The sequence below is a fragment of the Dellaglioa sp. CoH-55-MRSF-6 genome, from assembly GCF_056782215.1.
Genome location: NZ_JBXAYJ010000001.1, coordinates 291,759 through 309,856 on the forward strand (window position 1 = coordinate 291,759; position 18,098 = coordinate 309,856).

The 18,098-nt window shown below is 35.2% G+C and carries 17 protein-coding genes; 13 read left to right on the forward strand and 4 right to left on the reverse strand.

Features of this window, described 5'->3' with window-relative positions; genetic code table 11:
* The first annotated feature begins 213 nt into the window (after positions 1-213).
* Both AC1RPK_RS01365 and AC1RPK_RS01370 read left to right on the forward strand, forming a co-directional pair.
* Positions 214-573, forward strand: coding sequence for a hypothetical protein (locus tag AC1RPK_RS01365; protein ID WP_481760922.1), 360 nt, complete (start codon positions 214-216; stop codon positions 571-573).
* A gap of 219 nt (positions 574-792) precedes the next feature.
* Positions 793-1,143, forward strand: a complete 351-nt coding sequence (locus tag AC1RPK_RS01370; protein WP_481760921.1) for a hypothetical protein — start codon at positions 793-795, stop codon at positions 1,141-1,143.
* A gap of 52 nt (positions 1,144-1,195) precedes the next feature.
* Here the strand turns inward: AC1RPK_RS01370 and AC1RPK_RS01375 are convergent, their stop codons facing one another.
* The gene (locus AC1RPK_RS01375; protein ID WP_481760920.1) at positions 1,196-2,638 is read right to left on the reverse strand and encodes an APC family permease; all 1,443 of its coding nucleotides are present in this window, start codon (positions 2,636-2,638) and stop codon (positions 1,196-1,198) included.
* A gap of 223 nt (positions 2,639-2,861) precedes the next feature.
* Between AC1RPK_RS01375 and AC1RPK_RS01380 the strand changes: the two genes are divergently transcribed.
* Positions 2,862-3,617, forward strand: a complete 756-nt coding sequence (locus tag AC1RPK_RS01380) for an ABC transporter ATP-binding protein (RefSeq protein ID WP_481760919.1) — start codon at positions 2,862-2,864, stop codon at positions 3,615-3,617.
* 22 nt (positions 3,618-3,639) lie between these two features.
* A complete protein-coding gene (locus tag AC1RPK_RS01385; protein WP_481760918.1) occupies positions 3,640-5,439 on the forward strand; it encodes an ABC transporter permease in 1,800 nt (599 codons plus the stop codon).
* A 50-nt stretch (positions 5,440-5,489) separates the two neighbouring features.
* On the opposite strand, the gene AC1RPK_RS01390 is transcribed toward AC1RPK_RS01385, so the two are convergent.
* Positions 5,490-6,173: a histidine phosphatase family protein gene (locus AC1RPK_RS01390; protein WP_481760917.1), complete on the reverse strand. Its 684-nt coding sequence runs from the start codon at positions 6,171-6,173 to the stop codon at positions 5,490-5,492.
* Between the two features lie 268 nt (positions 6,174-6,441).
* Here AC1RPK_RS01390 and AC1RPK_RS01395 point away from each other — a divergent pair, with 268 nt between their 5' ends.
* The gene (locus tag AC1RPK_RS01395; protein WP_481760916.1) at positions 6,442-7,173 is read left to right on the forward strand and encodes a deoxynucleoside kinase; all 732 of its coding nucleotides are present in this window, start codon (positions 6,442-6,444) and stop codon (positions 7,171-7,173) included.
* A 46-nt stretch (positions 7,174-7,219) separates the two neighbouring features.
* Here AC1RPK_RS01395 and AC1RPK_RS01400 read toward each other — a convergent pair whose 3' ends face one another.
* Complete coding sequence (locus AC1RPK_RS01400) at positions 7,220-7,882, reverse strand: histidine phosphatase family protein (RefSeq protein ID WP_481760915.1); 663 nt, start codon at positions 7,880-7,882, stop codon at positions 7,220-7,222.
* A gap of 71 nt (positions 7,883-7,953) precedes the next feature.
* Positions 7,954-8,613 (reverse strand): VTT domain-containing protein, encoded by a 660-nt coding sequence (locus tag AC1RPK_RS01405; RefSeq protein WP_481760914.1) that lies wholly within the window; start codon positions 8,611-8,613, stop codon positions 7,954-7,956.
* Positions 8,614-8,791: 178 nt separating this feature from the next.
* On the opposite strand from AC1RPK_RS01405, the gene AC1RPK_RS01410 reads away from it, so the two are divergent.
* From AC1RPK_RS01410 to AC1RPK_RS01445, 8 genes are all read left to right on the forward strand, one after another.
* Positions 8,792-8,935: a hypothetical protein gene (locus AC1RPK_RS01410; protein ID WP_481760913.1), complete on the forward strand. Its 144-nt coding sequence runs from the start codon at positions 8,792-8,794 to the stop codon at positions 8,933-8,935.
* Between the two features lie 87 nt (positions 8,936-9,022).
* The gene (gene helD / locus AC1RPK_RS01415) at positions 9,023-11,314 is read left to right on the forward strand and encodes an RNA polymerase recycling motor HelD (RefSeq protein ID WP_481760912.1); all 2,292 of its coding nucleotides are present in this window, start codon (positions 9,023-9,025) and stop codon (positions 11,312-11,314) included.
* Positions 11,315-11,376: 62 nt separating this feature from the next.
* A complete protein-coding gene (gene coaA, locus AC1RPK_RS01420; RefSeq protein ID WP_481760911.1) occupies positions 11,377-12,297 on the forward strand; it encodes a type I pantothenate kinase in 921 nt (306 codons plus the stop codon).
* Between the two features lie 133 nt (positions 12,298-12,430).
* The gene (gene guaA / locus AC1RPK_RS01425; RefSeq protein WP_481761138.1) at positions 12,431-13,972 is read left to right on the forward strand and encodes a glutamine-hydrolyzing GMP synthase; all 1,542 of its coding nucleotides are present in this window, start codon (positions 12,431-12,433) and stop codon (positions 13,970-13,972) included.
* Between the two features lie 297 nt (positions 13,973-14,269).
* A complete protein-coding gene (locus tag AC1RPK_RS01430) occupies positions 14,270-15,181 on the forward strand; it encodes an abortive infection family protein (protein WP_481760910.1) in 912 nt (303 codons plus the stop codon).
* A gap of 17 nt (positions 15,182-15,198) precedes the next feature.
* Positions 15,199-16,161, forward strand: coding sequence for an adenine-specific methyltransferase EcoRI family protein (locus AC1RPK_RS01435; RefSeq protein WP_481760909.1), 963 nt, complete (start codon positions 15,199-15,201; stop codon positions 16,159-16,161).
* Positions 16,151-17,242: a GmrSD restriction endonuclease domain-containing protein gene (locus AC1RPK_RS01440; protein WP_003588255.1), complete on the forward strand. Its 1,092-nt coding sequence runs from the start codon at positions 16,151-16,153 to the stop codon at positions 17,240-17,242. The genes AC1RPK_RS01435 and AC1RPK_RS01440 overlap by 11 nt, the downstream gene beginning before the upstream one ends.
* A gap of 15 nt (positions 17,243-17,257) precedes the next feature.
* Positions 17,258-18,040, forward strand: coding sequence for a hypothetical protein (locus tag AC1RPK_RS01445; RefSeq protein ID WP_481760908.1), 783 nt, complete (start codon positions 17,258-17,260; stop codon positions 18,038-18,040).
* The last annotated feature ends 58 nt before the right edge of the window (positions 18,041-18,098 follow it).

An 18,098-nucleotide genomic window follows, 5' to 3' on the forward strand; every position in this document is an offset into this window, starting at 1 on the left:
AAGGGTGTAAACTATTAATTGTATGAGTATCTTAAATATATTAAAGGAAGTATAAAAATTTTAGGTAATTATGCATAAAATAATGTATACTAGATGTATTAGAATTAGGTAACGACATAACTATTTTTTGATTTGGGAATGAATAAAAGGTTCAACTAAAACGTTATGTGGAACAAAGGGTTTTATATGGTGGGGAGAATGGGAGCACCCAACATGATAGATGATACAGAAGTATATAATGAAGCGTACAAAGAATTACCGTATGATGTACAATTACTTTTTCAAGAGGGGCGTCTCTGCGAAAAAGATAATGATTTAGCCGTATTATTCGATTTATTTATTAAAAGTACAATTAATTTTACTGAATTCTATGGATTTAACGATGATAGAAAGCAGCTATTTGATGAATTGAAACAAAATCCAGAAGAGGCCGCGCAGTTAATTAAGCAATATCGGTATTATCGTAATTGGTTCGAAAAATATCAGGCTAATGTTAATTGTTTTTCGAAATTAAGATTTCTAACTGTCTGTGAATGGTATGATGGTCAACAAGCATATGCAAGTAATAATTAAGAAATGCTATCATACAAGAAATTAAGTAAAAAAAAGTTAGAATATAAAATTAATTTAACTTAAAATGCGAACTTAAAATATACGGCAAGCTTAACAATATTGTTAAGCTTTTTTTGTTTTTATAAGACGCAGAAAAAATTAAAATAGATAACAAGCCAAGTGCTTGTTATCGATGAGAAGGGTGTGGTATATTAATTGCAATTATCGGGGGGTAATCGAATGAGTTTAGGTGAAGGAATAAAAAATGTAAACGCATTACCGTATGATGTGAGGCTATTATTAGAGGAAAGAAATATTCCGGAGAATCAAATGAGTTGGGAAATTATTTCTGATGTGTTTCTTGAAAGTATTGCGACTTACACAGCATTTTATGGATTTAATGAGGATCGTAGAGCGCTATTCAATGATTTAAAAAATGATAAAAATGAGGCCAATCAAATTATAACAACCTATAAAGAATATCGTGAGTGGTTTAAATACTATCACGTTCATTTTGAAAATCTAGAAGATGTGAGGTTTTTAACGATTTGTGAGTCAATAGGTGTAGATGGCATAATAATAAAAGATTAAATTCAAAAACGCTATGACTACTTTTAATTAAGTAGTCATAGCGTTTTTGAATTTAATCTTTAATACCATCTCTTTTACGTTCACGTTCAGCAATCATTGGCATAATGAATCCAAGACCGATAAGAACAACGACACTAATAATATTGATGGCTAACTGGTAGTAGAATAGTGAGCTACCCATCTCGACATCTTGAGGAATAATCCCAAAGACTGTTGCCAAAACAGTAACAACTAAGCACCATAAACCAACAGCGTAAGCTAATTTGTCATTTTTAATGAAGACATATTCTGATGGATATTTAGCACTATTTTTACGGATCTGCATGAAGGCGAAGAAAATCCAACAAGTGACACCTGGTGAAATAATTCCATTCAAGTTCAGTAACCAATTAAAGATTGTATTCATATCTGGCAAGAAGACACCCAAGAAGAGAATGAAGGCACTTAAAGTACAAGTTAAAATGTACCCATTAATTGGTAAACCATCTTTGTTAACTTTAAGTAATTTCTTAGGCATATAACGAGCGCCTGTGTCAGAGATAAGCATGCGAGTCATAGCGTCAAGAAGAACAGCTAGAAGAGCACACATGTACACAATTTGAGTAATAGCGAAGGCATACATTAACCAACTACCCATATGAAATTGATCTCCTAAACGAAGGAATGCGTAGTACGAACCATTCATTTTAAAATCATTAGGAATGTTATGGGCATTGAAGAAAATCCCAAGTGCGAATGAGCCGAAAACTGTTAAGAAGATTGTCATAACGGTTAACATAATCATGGCTTTAGGGAAATCTTTTTTAGGTTTTTTCATTTTTGTGACAAATGGCGCAATTAATTCTGCACCATTAATCGCATAAATTAATAAACCAATTGTTGTGAAATAATGTAAATCAAATTTAGGAATTAGTGTGTGCCAGCTCATATTTGTTGTTGCAATACGACCTGAAGGTGTTAATAATGAGCCAAATGCCATTACAACATATAAAATTGTGAGGATGAACATGGTACCACCACCAATAAGACCTAAAAATTCTAATGAACCTTTGAAGAAACGTTGAACAAAAATGAAACCAACGAAGATTACTAATGTTATTAACGCGAACATAGCTGTTGATAAACTATCTTCGAGTGCATTACTTCCGTTAAATAACCAACCAAAGCCAACAACGACTGAATTAGCGGTATCAACAACGTAAGGAATCGAAGCAGCCCAATAAGTCCATGCCGTAAAGTAACCTAGTTTTTCGCCACGAGTTCCGCGAACCCATGAACTTAAACCGCCACCTTCTGAATTAAAGACGGAACCTAATTGTCCTACCATTAAAGAATAGGGAATTACATATAATAGCAATAAAATGATCCAAGATGTAATAACGCCCATACCTTGATTTTGAAAGTTATAGACGATATCGTCGAAGCCAATAACTGTTACGAATGACATTAATGCCAAAACTGGCCACGATATAAATGTTTTTTTCTCGTTTTCCATAAGTACCTCCCGTGATAAATAACTATGTAAATTAAACTAACAATTTATAAGTATAGTGAACTGACTAATTAATTTCCATGAAAAATTAAATTAATATAAAATGTAATCGTTTTAATGAGAATTAAGTTAAGAATTAACGATAATAAAAATTGCTATTTAATGTGTACTATGTATAATAGTACACATATAGTAAAATGATAAATATAAATGGAGGACTAATAAAATGAAAGAAATAGTTGTAAGCGCAAAAGATGTTAAAAAAGTCTACGGTAAGAATAAAGAGAAGAAAACGGAAGCCTTAAAAGGGATTAATTTTTCTGTCGAACAGGGTGAATTTATTGGTATCATGGGGGCATCAGGATCAGGTAAATCAACATTACTTAACTTATTATCAACACTAGACCAGCCGACTTCAGGACAAATTGAGATTAATAATCAGGATATCTCAATGATGCGTGGCGATAAACTATCAGATTTTAGAGCACAACAAATTGGCTTTATTTTCCAAAGTTTTAACCTGCTAGATAACTTAACGGCAGCTGAAAATATAACATTGCCACTATCATTACAGAATGCGTCTATTTCTAAATATCAAGAACGTATTGATAAATTAACGAAAACACTGGGGATAGATAGTGTTCTTGGACAATTTCCAACTGAATTATCTGGTGGCCAAAAGCAACGAGTTGCAGCAGCTCGTGCTTTAGTCCATAATCCTGCAATCTTATTAGCAGATGAACCAACAGGTGCTTTGGATTCTAAAAGTGCAAAGTCACTCCTATCAACGATGGAAAGTTTAAATAAAAATGATCAAGTATCAATTTTGATGGTGACTCATGACGCTGTTAGTGCGAGTTACTGTCAACGAATTCTCTTTATTAAAGATGGTAAGATTGGTCGAGAATTGATTCAAGGAACGAATACGCGAACAGAGTTTTATCAAGAAATTTTAAATGAACTAGCTAAGAGTGAACAATAATTTTAAGAAGGGAGGAAACAATATGTTATTAAAATTATCCTTAACTGGAATTAAGAGTCGCTTTAAAGATTATCTAATCTTGTTATCAGGACTCATTATGGCTTCAGCAATCTTTTACATGTTTGAAGCATTAGCAACTAATCAAGAATTTATTAAACAAAATGCGACGATAAAATTTGCAGCAATGATTTTCCAAGTAGGTTCTGTACTACTTGCAATTATTACACTGTTTTATATTATCTATGCGAATACATTTTTAATGAGCATGCGTCAAAGAGATTATGGGATGTTCATGATGCTAGGCGCTAAAAAGCGTAAGATTGGGCGCTTAATTTTCACTGAAACTTTAATTATTGGCTTAATTGCAACAGCTGTTGGTATTTTAGTTGGTATTGGACTGACATATGGCGTTAGCCAATTTTTAGTAGATAAAATGGATCTTGCACCGCATTCTTTTCAAGCTTTTTATTTCCCAGCAATCCTAATAACAATGCTTTTCTTCGTTATTCTTTTCATGATTGCTGCTATATTTAATCGACAAAGCTTGTTAAGAACGCCTATCTTAAAATTATTAAATGAAGCAGAACAACCACAAGGTAAAAAGCTAAAATCTTATAATATCTTAATTCAAAGTATCTTAGGATTAGGTTTAATTGCAAGTGGCTATTATTTATTAAGTCATTTAGCACTGTTTCAAATGGCTGGATTTATTGGGTCAGTCGTAACAATTTTGATTGGGACATTTTTAATTTTCAATTCATTATTTAGTGGATTGGTTCAATTATTAAAACGTAATAAGGGATTTTCTGAAAAGCAATTAAATACCTTTTTATTAGGGCAACTTAGCTTTCGATTAGGTTCATTAAATCGGGTTCTAACAATGGTTGCGATGTTATTTGCACTAGCATTAGGCGCAATAACTGTTGGGATGGGATTCTCTGGTGTGGTTGATCAAACAGCTACTTCTACTTCCCCATATGATGTTGTTGTCCAAAATCCATCAACAAAAGAGAAAAAATTACTTAGTCAATTGACTGATAAAAAAGAGTCCATTTATGAAGCAAAAAAAGTTGGTTCTGTCCGTTATTTTAAAAAATCTGACTTTGTGAAATCACCATTGTACACGCTTGATTTCACGGAAACGGGAACGGCTACCGGTAAATTTATTAAAGTTGACCCTGCCAAAATGACAGCTAAAAATGAGGATAATCTATGGGGAAATGCTGTTAGAACTACATTGGAATCCCCTGATATGTTAAATCCAGTACTTGTCTCTGACGCATCATTTTCAGCTGTTTCGGCGAAGACACAACGTATCCATACTGTTAGGTTAGCATCATTTAAAGATAATAAAGAAATCTTAAAAGCATTGAGCGAAGAAATACCTAAAAATCAGTTAGATAATTCATCTTATTTTATGAATAAGTATGTCGTATATCAGTTGGCTAACGGCATTTATGGCGGATTAGAATTCATTGGATTCTTCTTAGGCGTTGCGATGTTGGCAATGTTAGCAAGTGTTCTTATGTTTAAAATATTGTCTAGTGCGGCAACGGATAAAAAACGATATGATTTATTGAACCAATTAGGCGCTAAGCAACGACTAATGAAAAAATCAATTAGGCGCGAAATTGGCATCTTATTCTTCTTACCTGGAATTGTCGGTGTAATCCACGTTTTATTCGGACTACAAATGTTCAAGGAATTAATTCCAGATCCATATTCACATATAACGATTCCATTTATTATTTTTGCAGTTCTCTATTTGGGATATTATTGGGTAACAGTTACCTTATATAAAGGGATGGTATTAAAAAAATAAAAAAGAGGTGAATATTCAGTTTTTAAAACTGAGTATTCACCTCTCTTTATTTAGATGGGTTGTTCGCCAAAATTACCATAATAGCTAACTTCAATTGTATCGTGATGAACGATTAATTTAGTGACGCTACCATTTTTAGGACTAGATGATATATCAATATTAGGTGCGTATCGTGAAACGATACTTCTAATTGCTGTCCCGTGACCAACTAATAGAACGTTGTCATTATTATTTTGGTTAGTGCGTAAAAAATCAAAAGCATGATCATAGCGATTCCAAAATTCTTGGTCATTTTCAGCTAAATTAAAAGGGTCAGCACTTTTTATGAAATCACGTGAGTCTTCGATGGAATATTTTTCAAGAATATCATTGAAGGTTTGACAATTAAAAGGTGTACCAACTGTTTGCATAACAGCTGCAGTATCTTGGCCTTCAAATGAGCCATAATATTCTTCTCTAAAAAGTGCTGTTTCAATTGGTGTTAACTGTGCATTTTCTTCAACATTCGTTTCACTTAAAATATGGCTTAGTGTTTTTTTTGTACGCATTGTGTCACTTCGATAAATGGCATTAAATGATTTATCGCGTAAAAGTTTTCCTGAATGGGTGGCATCGTTGATTCCCTTATCTGTAAGTGGAGAGTCACACCAGCCTTGCATTCTCTGGAAAGAGTTAAAAAAAGTTTGGCCATGACGAACCATATAAACGGTAAATGACATATGAAATCCTTTCATAAATAAATATTTAATTTGTAAATAAAAAAGGTACTTAGAGCTGTCTGGTTTTTGATGAATAGTCTCACTTAATGCATTAATTTTAGAAAAAGAAAAGACTTTTATTTTATTTAATCCAATGTATACTAAATAAACGGAGAATTAAAATATGAGATTATTTATGACTACTAGTAAGATGATACCGAATGAGATATTAATTACAAGTCTAAATCTAATTGTTTTAACTGCATAAATTGTATTAACTATTCAAGAAGGAGTGTTTATTATTTTGATTACGTTGGCTGGTATTATTGGTTCAGGAAAATCTAGTATGACAAAAATTTTATCTGAAGAACTTGGGGTAGAGGCTTTTTACGAACCTGTTACAGATAACCCGGTATTACCTTTATTTTACAAAGGTAACGAAATCGCTGCAAAAAAACGTGAAGCAGGGGATAAGGAAGCAACAAATCCCTACGCTTACTTATTACAAACTTTCTTTTTGAATCGTCGTTTCAGAATGATTAAAGCAGCAATGCAAGAAGATAATAATGTTCTTGATCGTTCAATTTATGAAGATGCTATTTTTATGAAGATGAATACAGAAATGGGTAATGCCACAACTGTTGAATATAACATCTATCAAGATTTATTAGAAAATATGCTTGAAGAGTTACCTTATGCTGCACATAAAAAATCACCCGATTTGATGGTTATGATTAAAGTTTCTTATGAAACAATGGTTAATCGTATTCAAAAACGTGGCCGTGATTATGAACAAATTGAAACTGACCACTCATTGGTTGAATACTATAAAACATTACTTCGCTATTATGAAGATTGGGAAAAAGAATATGACGTTTCTGAATTTTTAGTTATTGATGGCGATAAATACGATTTTGTTGAAAATGAAGCTGATCGTAATATTGTTTTAAATATTATTGAAGATAAATTACAAGAATTAGGTAATTTATCTGAAAAAGAAGTTATCGATTACAAGACACAACGTAAATCAATTTAAACTAAAAGGAGTAACCAATTTTAAAAATTGGTTACTCCTTTTTTATTTAGATTTTATCATCATCGTGATGATTGAAATATTCAACTTTAACTGAATTGTCATCAACGATTAACTTAGTTACACTACCGTTTTTAGGGCTCATTGTAATATCAATTTCGGGTGCAAAATGAGAAACGATACTTCTGATTGTTGTCCCATGACTGACAACTAAAACGTTATCGCCATCTTTAGCATCTTTACGCAATAAATCAAAACCTTTATTACGACGTGCCCAAAAATCGGCATCGTCTTCAGCATCATGGAAAGGATCGATTTCTTTGAAGAAGTCACGTGCCTCTTCAATTGAAAATTTTTGCAAAATCTCAGTGAAATTAGCAGCGCCATGTGGCTTACCAACAACAAACCAAGCTTGAGAAGAATCGGCACCTTCATAGTAACCATAGCCTTGCTCTCTAAGAAACTCAGATGTTGTAACAATTAAATCTGAAGAGTTTTCATTTTCAGATAAAATGTAGTTAGCTGTACGATTTGCGCGGGTTGTATCACTACTGTATGCATTAGCAAACTGAATTTGTGATAATTTTTTTCCAGTAGTGTGGCCGTCGTTAATGCCTTTTTCTGTAAGTGGTGAATCGGACCAACCTTGCATCCGATTATATTTATTGAAAATGGTTTGACCATGGCGAACGAGATAGACTGTAAATGGCATGAGAACCTCCTGAAGTTTATGTGATAGCCCCATTATACGCTAAAGAAAACGATTATTCTAAAAAGCTTATCCTAGAATTTAGCATCAAGTTTTTTTCTAAGTAAAAATTTCGTAAGTTGTACTAACCCAGCTAAGACCACTGGAAGTAATGCTATCCCGGCAATTGAAAGGAAAATAATAGAAAAATGATCCTTAACAAATGGAATTGCGCCGAAGTAGTAACCGACGCCACTTCCAATGGCTACCCAAAGTGAGACGCCAATTAAGTTGAAAATACTAAAATGTCTGTAATTCATTTGAATAGTACCAGAAATAAGTGGCACAAAAGTTCTAATTAATGGGATAAAGCGTCCAAATACGACTGTTTTTGCACCATGTTTTTTGAAAAAACTTTTGGCGATTTCCATCTTTTCAGGGGGGATTCTTTTTTTAAAGAAAGGTAATTTATTTAAATGTCGACCAATTTCAAAATTCACGGCATCTCCAGAGAGTGCGGCAAAAAAGAATATTGGGACTAATACCCGAATATCAATGGTATCTGTTGAGTAGGCGGCAATGGAACTAGTGAAAAAGAGTAGCGACTCACCAGGTAGAAAAGGAAAAACAACAAGACCTGTTTCGGCAAAGATAAGTACAAAAAGAATTAAGTAACTCCAGTTACCTAAAGTCTGGAAAAGAGGTCCTAAATAATTTTCGAAATGGGTGAAGAAAAACCAAGCTTGTTCGAACATTGTCAGGCCCTCCAATCGTTTTAGTCTTACTCATTATATTAAACTGAAATTAAAAAAAAGGCTATTATTTTAACTGATATTTAGCTTTTATTAAGATTTGTCTCACTATAAGAGGTCACCAGTGTTAAACAGGTTTCGATACTGGTATACTAGATATATTAAATTTTTGGAGGTCAATATGACTAGACACACTTTAATTGCAGGAATGACAACTTTAATTGGTCTAATTATTGGGATTGTGATAAGTAAAATTGCTGTCGCAACATTAATTGGATTAGCTGTTGGAATCGTAGTTGACCAATTCCTACCAAATAAGAAATAAGTTCAATTAGTTGCCTATTTGAGTTGATTATAAAAAAATGATACACTATTAGGCCTAATAAAATCATGTAAAGTGGGGTATTGAGAAATGGCTGATGAAATTAAAATCGAAGAACAAGCACATCTTGATGATGTTATTGTTAAAATAAAAGATGCTGAAGTTAAACGTCAAAATGAAATAAAGTACGCTGAAAGTGAAGCACGATCGATTAATGGCGAATTTACAAGTGATGTTCATATCAATACGACAACATACACTGGAATGATTGATACAGCAATGTCTGTTCGTCAGCAACAACAGTTATTAGCTGAACGTGAAACGAGTTGGAAAAACGCAACTTCTCGTTTAGACATTTTAAAGAAATTAGAAAAGAAACCTTATTTTGCACGTTTAAACATTCAAGAAGGAACTAATAAAAAAGAAACAATCTATATTGGCTTGGGCTCTTTTGCTGATCGACCTGAACACTTTATGGTTTATGATTGGCGTGCACCCATATCGAGTGTTTATTACGATGGCGGACTAGGTGATGTCACTTACCAAACTCCTGATGGTGATCAAACAGTAGATGTTTCATTGAAACGTCAATTCGTAATTGAAGATGGCCAAATTGAAACGATATTTGATACTGATGAAGCTGTTGGTGATCAGATGTTATTAGACGTCTTGAATGATTCTGCTGATACAAAGATGAAGAGTATCGTAACGACGATTCAGAAGGAACAAAATCAAATTATTCGAGATGTAAAAGCTGAATTATTATTTGTTCAAGGTGCAGCTGGTTCGGGTAAAACCTCAGCTGTATTACAACGTGTGGCTTACTTGCTGTACCGTTACCGCGGTAATTTAACAGCTAGTCAAGTTGTTTTATTCTCACCTAATCAATTATTTAATGATTATATTGATCAAGTGTTGCCAGAACTTGGTGAACAAAATATGGTTCAAATGACTTATTTCCAATATGCATCAAGACGTTTACCAAATATGCAAGTTGAAACGTTACAAGAACGCTTTGAAGAAGACAATGCGCCTGCTAAAAAACGTATTCAAGTTCTGAAAAATAGTTTGGCATTCTTTAATGCCTCAACTGCTTATTCAGAACATTTGGAACAAGCAGACATGAAGTTCAGAGATATTAAATTCAATAATGAAGTCTTTATTTCAAAAGATAAAATAAAAGGTATCTACTATAAATATAATGAAAATTATCATTTACGGACAAGATTAGAAGCAACACGTGAATCATTAGTTAAATTATTGAATCGTCGAATTGAAGCTGAGGCTAAGTTAGAATGGGTTGAAAAAGCAATTCAAGATATGTCTAAAGAACAATTGAATGATTTGTATGGAGACCAAGACCGCGAATTTGCAAGCGGTGATAAAGAAATGCGTTTCTTAACGCGTACTTTAGTTATGCGCCAATTTACAAGTGTGCACAGAGCAATTGTGCGCAATCGATTCTTAAATATCAGTTCACAATATGTGAACTTTTTACACAATGTGCCTAAGTATCTTAATTTGAGTGACTATAATGTTACTGTAGAAGAATGGCAAGCAGATGTGGCTGAAGTTGTGTCACGTTTAAAAAATCGTCAAATATCGATGCATGACGTTACGCCATACTTATACTTATTTGATCGTATGACGGGTAAGCATGGTGAAACAGATGTCCGTTACGTCTTTATTGATGAAATTCAAGACTACACGGCATTTCAATTAGCTTTCTTGAAGGAAGGGTTCCCAAGAGCTAAGTTTACACTGCTTGGTGATTTAAACCAGGCTATTTTCACAAAAGAAAATAGTAAGAGTTTACTATCAGAATTGGGACATTTATTCCCAGCTGATAAAACCAAAGTCGTGCAATTGACGAAATCATATCGTTCAACACAACAAATCACAGATTTCACAAAAGAAGTGTTGATAAATGGTGAATCAGTGACGTCATTTAACCGACAAGGTGACTTACCCACAATGACTGTGGATAATAATTCTGATAAATTAGTTCACGATTTAGAAAAACAAGTACAACAAAATGTGGATGATCATCTAACAACGGCAATCATCGCTAAATCATTAGCTGAATGTACAGAATTGTATGAACAATTACAAGCCGAGGGCGTGCCAGTTACATTGATTAAAACGGAAAATCAACGTTTGGCCGATGGAACGATTATTGTGCCAGCTTTCCTAGCTAAAGGTTTGGAATTTGATGCGGTTGTTATGTGGGGCGCTTCAAAGATTAACTATCATGAAGAAGACGAGCGTCAATTAGTTTATACGATTTGTTCAAGAGCAATGCATCGACTAACTGTTTATGCTGAAAAAGAATTATCACCATTATTTGACCATGTTTCAAAAAGTTTATATAGTTTAAAATAAGCTATGGAAGAAATGACCTATTGCGGAAACTGATAGGTCATTTTTATTAGAGGATTGTTAAAATGGATAAACAAATGAATTATTATAAAATTCCAAGGGATGAATGGCGTGGCTTTTATAAAACGAAACAGATTGATTTGTCACAACAAAAATTGAATGAAATTCAATCTGTTAATGATAAGATATCAGTTCAAGATGTGCAGGAAATTTACATGCCATTGGTTCATTTATTAAATATGACATTGTTGGGTAAGCAAGATTTGCAATCAAAAAAAGCAGATTTTCTAGGAATTAAAGATCAAAAATGGCCTTTTGTGATTGGAATTACGGGTAGTGTTGCAGTGGGTAAAAGTACAACGGCACGTTTGTTGCAATTATTACTCACAGCGTTATACCCAACAAAAAAGGTTCAAGCAATTACAACGGATGGCTTTTTATATCCTAATGAAACACTAATTCACCAGAATATCTTGGACCGTAAAGGTTTTCCAGAAAGTTATGACATGGAAAAACTAATTCTATTTTTAAACGACGTGAAAAGTGGTCTGAAAACTGAAGCACCAGTATATTCACATGATAGTTATGATATTGTACCTGGAATGGTACAAACAATTAATCAACCAGATATTTTGATTGTTGAAGGGATTAATGTTTTACAATTACCAAGTAACCAACAATTGTATGTTAGTGATTTCTTTGATTATTCAATTTATGTTGATGCTGATGCTGACTTAATTGAAAAATGGTATTTGGAACGTTTTGGTGTTCTTTTGAACACCTCTTTTCAGAAACCTGGAAATTACTATTATGATTATGCGATTGGTAACCACGATGAAGCATTTAAGTTGGCACGTAATGTCTGGAAAACCGTGAATTTAAAGAACTTACAAGAGTTCATTTTACCAACCAGAAATCGTGCTGATCTTATTTTAGAGAAGACAGATGAGCATCGAATTAATACCGTTTATTTACGCAAATATTAGAAAATAGAGATATTTTCACAGATTTTCATGAAAATTAAATCAAACGATTGACCAAGTGGGTTTCAATCAGTAGAATAGACGTAATAAGAAACTAAAAAATATGAAGAGGTGACTATTTTTGGCCAACGTTAGCATGCAAGATTTCGACAAAATTATCGTTCTTGATTTTGGTAGTCAATATAATCAATTAATTACTCGTCGTGTACGTGAATTCGGAATTTATTCTGAATTGTTATCACACAAGATTAGTGCAGCCGAAATAAAAGAGATTGCCCCTAAAGGTATCATTTTTTCTGGTGGCCCAAATAGTGTTTATGATGAAGATGCACTCAGAGTAGATCCTGAAATCTTTGAATTAGGTATTCCTATCTTAGGTATCTGTTACGGTATGCAACTAATGGCATATACAATGCCAGGTGGTAAAGTTGAAAGTGCAGATAACAAAGAATATGGTAAGGCTGAAATTGAGGTTACTAATCCAGAAGGAACTTTATTCAAAGGATTACCAGCTGAACAAACAGTTTGGATGAGTCATGGTGACTTAGTAACAGAAGTTCCTGATGGTTTTACATCAGTTGCAACTTCTGTTAACTGTCCTATTTCTGCAATGCAAAATCTTGATAAGAAATTCTATGGCCTTCAATTCCATACTGAAGTTCGCAACACTGAATTTGGGGATGACATTTTACGTCGTTTCGCATTTGATGTTTGTGAAGCTGAAAGTAACTGGTCAATGGCTGATTTTATTGATTTACAAATTGCTAAAATCCGCGAAACTGTTGGTGATAAAAAAGTCCTTCTTGGTTTATCAGGTGGGGTTGATTCTTCAGTTGTTGGTGTTTTATTGCACAAAGCAATTGGTAACCAACTAACAAGTATTTTCGTTGATCATGGTTTACTTCGTAAAAATGAAGCTGATCAAGTTATGGAAATGCTTGGCGGTAAATTTGGCTTGAATATCATTAAAGTTGATGCTCAAGAACGTTTCTTAGGTAAATTAGAAGGAATTTCTGATCCTGAAACGAAACGTAAAACAATTGGTAATGAATTCATCCGTGTCTTTGATGATGAAGCTACTAAGTTAAAAGGAATTGACTTCTTGGCTCAAGGAACACTTTACACTGATGTGATTGAATCTGGGACAGATACTGCCCAAACAATTAAATCTCATCATAATGTTGGTGGCCTTCCTGATGATATGCAATTTAGCTTAATCGAACCATTGCGAACATTATTCAAAGATGAAGTTCGTGAACTTGGCGAAAAAATGGGTATGAGTGAAGAATTAGTATGGCGTCAACCATTCCCAGGCCCTGGTCTTGGAATTCGTGTTCTTGGTGAAATTACTGAAGAAAAATTAACAATCGTTAGAGATAGTGATTTAATTTTACGTGAAGAAATTAAAAATGCTGGTCTTGATCGTGAAATCTGGCAATACTTTACTGTCTTACCGGGCATTAGAAGTGTTGGTGTGATGGGCGATGGACGTACTTATGACTACACAGTTGGTATCCGTGGTGTTACTTCAATTGATGGTATGACTGCTGATTTTGCTAGAATCCCTTGGGATGTCTTACAAAAAATCTCAGTCCGTATTGTAAACGAAGTCGCACATGTTAACCGCATCGTGTATGATATTACGAGCAAGCCGCCTTCAACAATCGAATGGGAATAGCGATGTAGGCCAATTTGAGCTAGAAAGAGTGATACAGAGGCATTTTGGATTTGCTCAAGGCAGCTCAAACTCCGCCAACTCCGCCAAAAAAATATGGTGCTCCGCCGAAACTCCGCCTAATTATGGTGGACAATCAATCGAAAACTCATTTAAGACTGCTAGAACTTACTTGGTTCTGGTGGCCTTTTTTAGTCTGGCGGAAAAATGAACTTGCGAGAATACACAGTAGAGTGCTTGGTATTTATGGGCTTAGGATATATAATTAAATAAGTTATTAATACTGTGGGGGGAAAGGCATTGGAGTCAGAAAATTTTGAATTACTGGAAAACACAGATATTACAACTTTCTTGATTGACCGACCGTGGATAACTTACCGAACAAATGCAGATCTTGACGCTCTGGGATCCAGATTTGGTTCTCCAAATCCAGAAGGTTCAAACAGATTACGCCGAATGAGTTCGATAATCAGTGCAACTCATGCAAATGATCGAACGGCTTCTTTATTATCGTTTCTATTTTCACCAGCACAGTTGCGACCGGTGATTAATGAGTATCTTTCTGGAAGTCAGTTTTCGCAACTGAAGGAAATTGATAACTTTATTCTGGAAGGCCTTACTGGTGATGAATCTAAGGACATCCTGATTGTAGCAGACGCAATTAAGCAGCGCGTAATCAGAGAGATAAACGCCATTCTTCTCTACAGCAACTTAAAACTCGTATCTAGTGGTAATTCGTGGGAAATTATCGCAGCAGATGAGAATGTAAAAGTCCTCGTGCCGATCAAGAGGATCAATTCAGGATACATTTCAGAGTTGTTGGCGCAGGGACAAGATGACTTGCAGGATAATGATTTTGACAGCGTAGTTACAAAGGCTAGAACACTTATCGAAGAGGTGTTTCTTCAAATATTGTCCGATAACGACGTAAAGTGTAAGCGTAATGGCGATATTGGTCAATATCGTAATTTGGTGGTTAAAACATTGGGAATGAGACCTTCTCGGGAGTGGAATCCACGTATTACGAAAATGATTAGTCACTTAAATGGAATCACCGATTTAATCGCAGAAATGCGCAATAAAGATGGCGATGCACATGCTAGCAATGAACGAGTAAAAATTCAGGCAGCAGAGGCGGAACTACTACTCAATACGTCTGTTAGTCTGGCTACCTACTATCTCAGAGTCAATGACAGACATGTACAGAGATAAAATAATAAATTGGAGTAATGAACGTGAAAAAGCAAACAAACAGTAACCTTCATGTATCACGTGCTGGAAAAACAGATGAGTTTTATACTAATATTTCAATGATTGAAAACGAGCTACGCCATTATCGTGAGTATTTCAAGGATAAGGTTGTGTTTTGTAATTGTGATGATCCAGCCATCAGTAATTTCTGGAAATACTTTCAGATTAACTTTTACATGTTAGGCCTAAAAAAACTAATATCTACGCACTATGAATCCGACAAACCCAGTTATAAATTGGAAATAATTAGACAAGATGACAAGATTGGACAACTTGCATTTTTACCGGATTACGTTGAAACACCACTAACTGGAGATGGCGATTTTCGAAGTCCGGAAGCAATTCAGTTACTTAAAGAAGCCGATATTGTCGTAACCAATCCCCCTTTCAGTCTATTTACTGATTACATCGCACAGTTAAGAGCTTTTCACAAAACATTCCTAGTGATTGGTAATCTCAACGCAATTACCTATAAAGAGGTACTGCCTTTAATTATGGCCAACGAAATTTGGCTAGGGTACAATTCTGGACACTTTTGGTTTAAGGTACCTGAAAGCTATGAGGCGAAGAAAACGGATTTCAAGATTGATGAAAATGGACAAAAATGGCGGAGAATGGGAAACATTTGCTGGTATACCAACTTAGATACGACACAACGTCACGAAAAGCTGACAATCTTCAAGAACTATTCTCCAGAGATATATCCAAAATATGATAACTATGATGCCATTGAGGTATCCCGTGTTGCGGATATTCCTTGTGACTACTTTGGTGTCATTGGTGTGCCAATTACTTACATGACGCGGTACAATCCAGATCAGTTTGAAATTGTTGATGTAAAAAGTTCAGGGCTTTTGTTGACTAAAAAAGATGGCACCGTTAAATCAATGTACAAGAGAGTGTTAATTCGCAACAAGGGAGGCCAAACGCATGCAAATTGAGAAAAAGGATATTCCAGTAAGCCAAATCGTAAACGGATATGTAGATTCCGATGAAGATGGTGTATATGGATATGACGGAAAATTAAATATTCGTCCGGCCTTTCAGCGTGAATTCGTCTACAAACCTAAGCAACGTGATGAAGTTATTAATACCGTCCGCAAGGGGTTCCCACTGAATGTTATGTATTGGGTTGTTGCAGAAGATGGACACTATGAAATTTTAGATGGACAGCAGCGAACAATCTCAATATGTCAATTTGTACAGGGTGATTACTCCATCAATTTCCAGTACTTTCACACGCTCACACAGGAAGAACAGCAGCAAATATTGGACTATCCTCTGACGGTTTATATTTGTACTGGTACAGATCGAGAAAAATTGGATTGGTTCAAAGTGATCAATACTGTTGGGGAACAGCTTACTGCACAAGAACTTAGAAATGCAATCTATACGGGGCCATGGTTGACAGATGCCAAGAAGTACTTTTCGAAATCACAGTGTCCCGCATATCAGATTGGCGGCGACTATTTAAATGGTTCTGCTATTCGACAAGACTTTTTGGAAACCACACTCAAGTGGATCTCGTCGAAACAGGATATTGAGCTTGAGGAGTACATGGCGCAGCACCAGCACGATGAAACGGCAATCGAACTGTGGCTATACTTTCAAAACGTAATTAATTGGACAACCTCTATTTTTCCTAACTATCGTAAGCTGATGAAGGGGATTGAATGGGGGTTTCTATACGATACTTATCATGAGAATACGTATAATCCGGCTACGCTCGAAGCTAGAGTTAGCGAGCTGATAGAGGACGAGGATGTTACCAAGCAGAAGGGGATATTTGAGTACGTGCTTGGCGGGCCAGAGCGCGTATTATCAATTCGGGCATTTAAGCCTAAGGACAAGCGAGCAGCATACGCAAAACAGAATGGAATCTGTCCGGTATGCGGCAAGCATTTTGAGTACGACGAGATGGAGGGCGATCATATTACTCCTTGGTCTCAAGGTGGGCATACAGTACTCTCCAATTTGCAAATGCTGTGCAAAGACGACAATCGAAAAAAATCCGGAGTATAATGCCAAGGAGCTAATATGGTACGAATAGATATGAGCACTGTAGCCGCGAGGGAAAAAGCATTCGGCGAATATGGAGATACGGTCTGGTTTATCTACAGGGTGTTTTCAGAAAGACTCAAGCGGCGTATGAAGGAGCAGGGCGTATCCAAATATCAAACTGCTGGGTTCAAGAATGCAAAAGAGTATAATGAGGCTCCAAGTTACCAACACGAAGTAAGTTATTCGATGGTTGACTCCATAACCGCACCTATTCCCCGATTGGATACGCGTCAGAATCCTTATCTAGTGCCTTCTTCCAAGTACTATCTACGATTTGTAGATACCTTGAATTTTAAGGATGTGTATGAGTGCATTTGGGGGTCTAATTATGAAATTAGAAACTATCTGCCTAATGTATTTGAGTCAGTGTGTAATGAAGCGCAATTCCAAAATAACCGACTAGGTAGCCTTATTAATGATATAAAGCAGACACAGCCTCTTAGGATTCCGAACAATACGATTCAACAAATATATGAAGGAATAAAAAGCGACTTGCTGAATGAGTGGGACAAATTCACAAGAGTTCGGAATCAAGAAACGAAAATAGCGACAGTAATTGACTTCGAAAGTAGTGCTGATAACGAAAGCATTGCCGCAGGAATCCCACTAATAGATAAGATTGATTCTGGCGGTGTCTCGAGAGAAGGGTTAGGTGAGGTTCTCGAACTTAAGCAACTTGGTGAACCATTAAAAAGATTTGTTGATTATCGGGTAACACCGCTGATAATGAATCGGTTTCTCCAACAAATATCAAAATAGTCACTTAGGGCGAAGTTTTAAAAACTTCGCCTTTTTTGATACACATCTTTTCCGATAC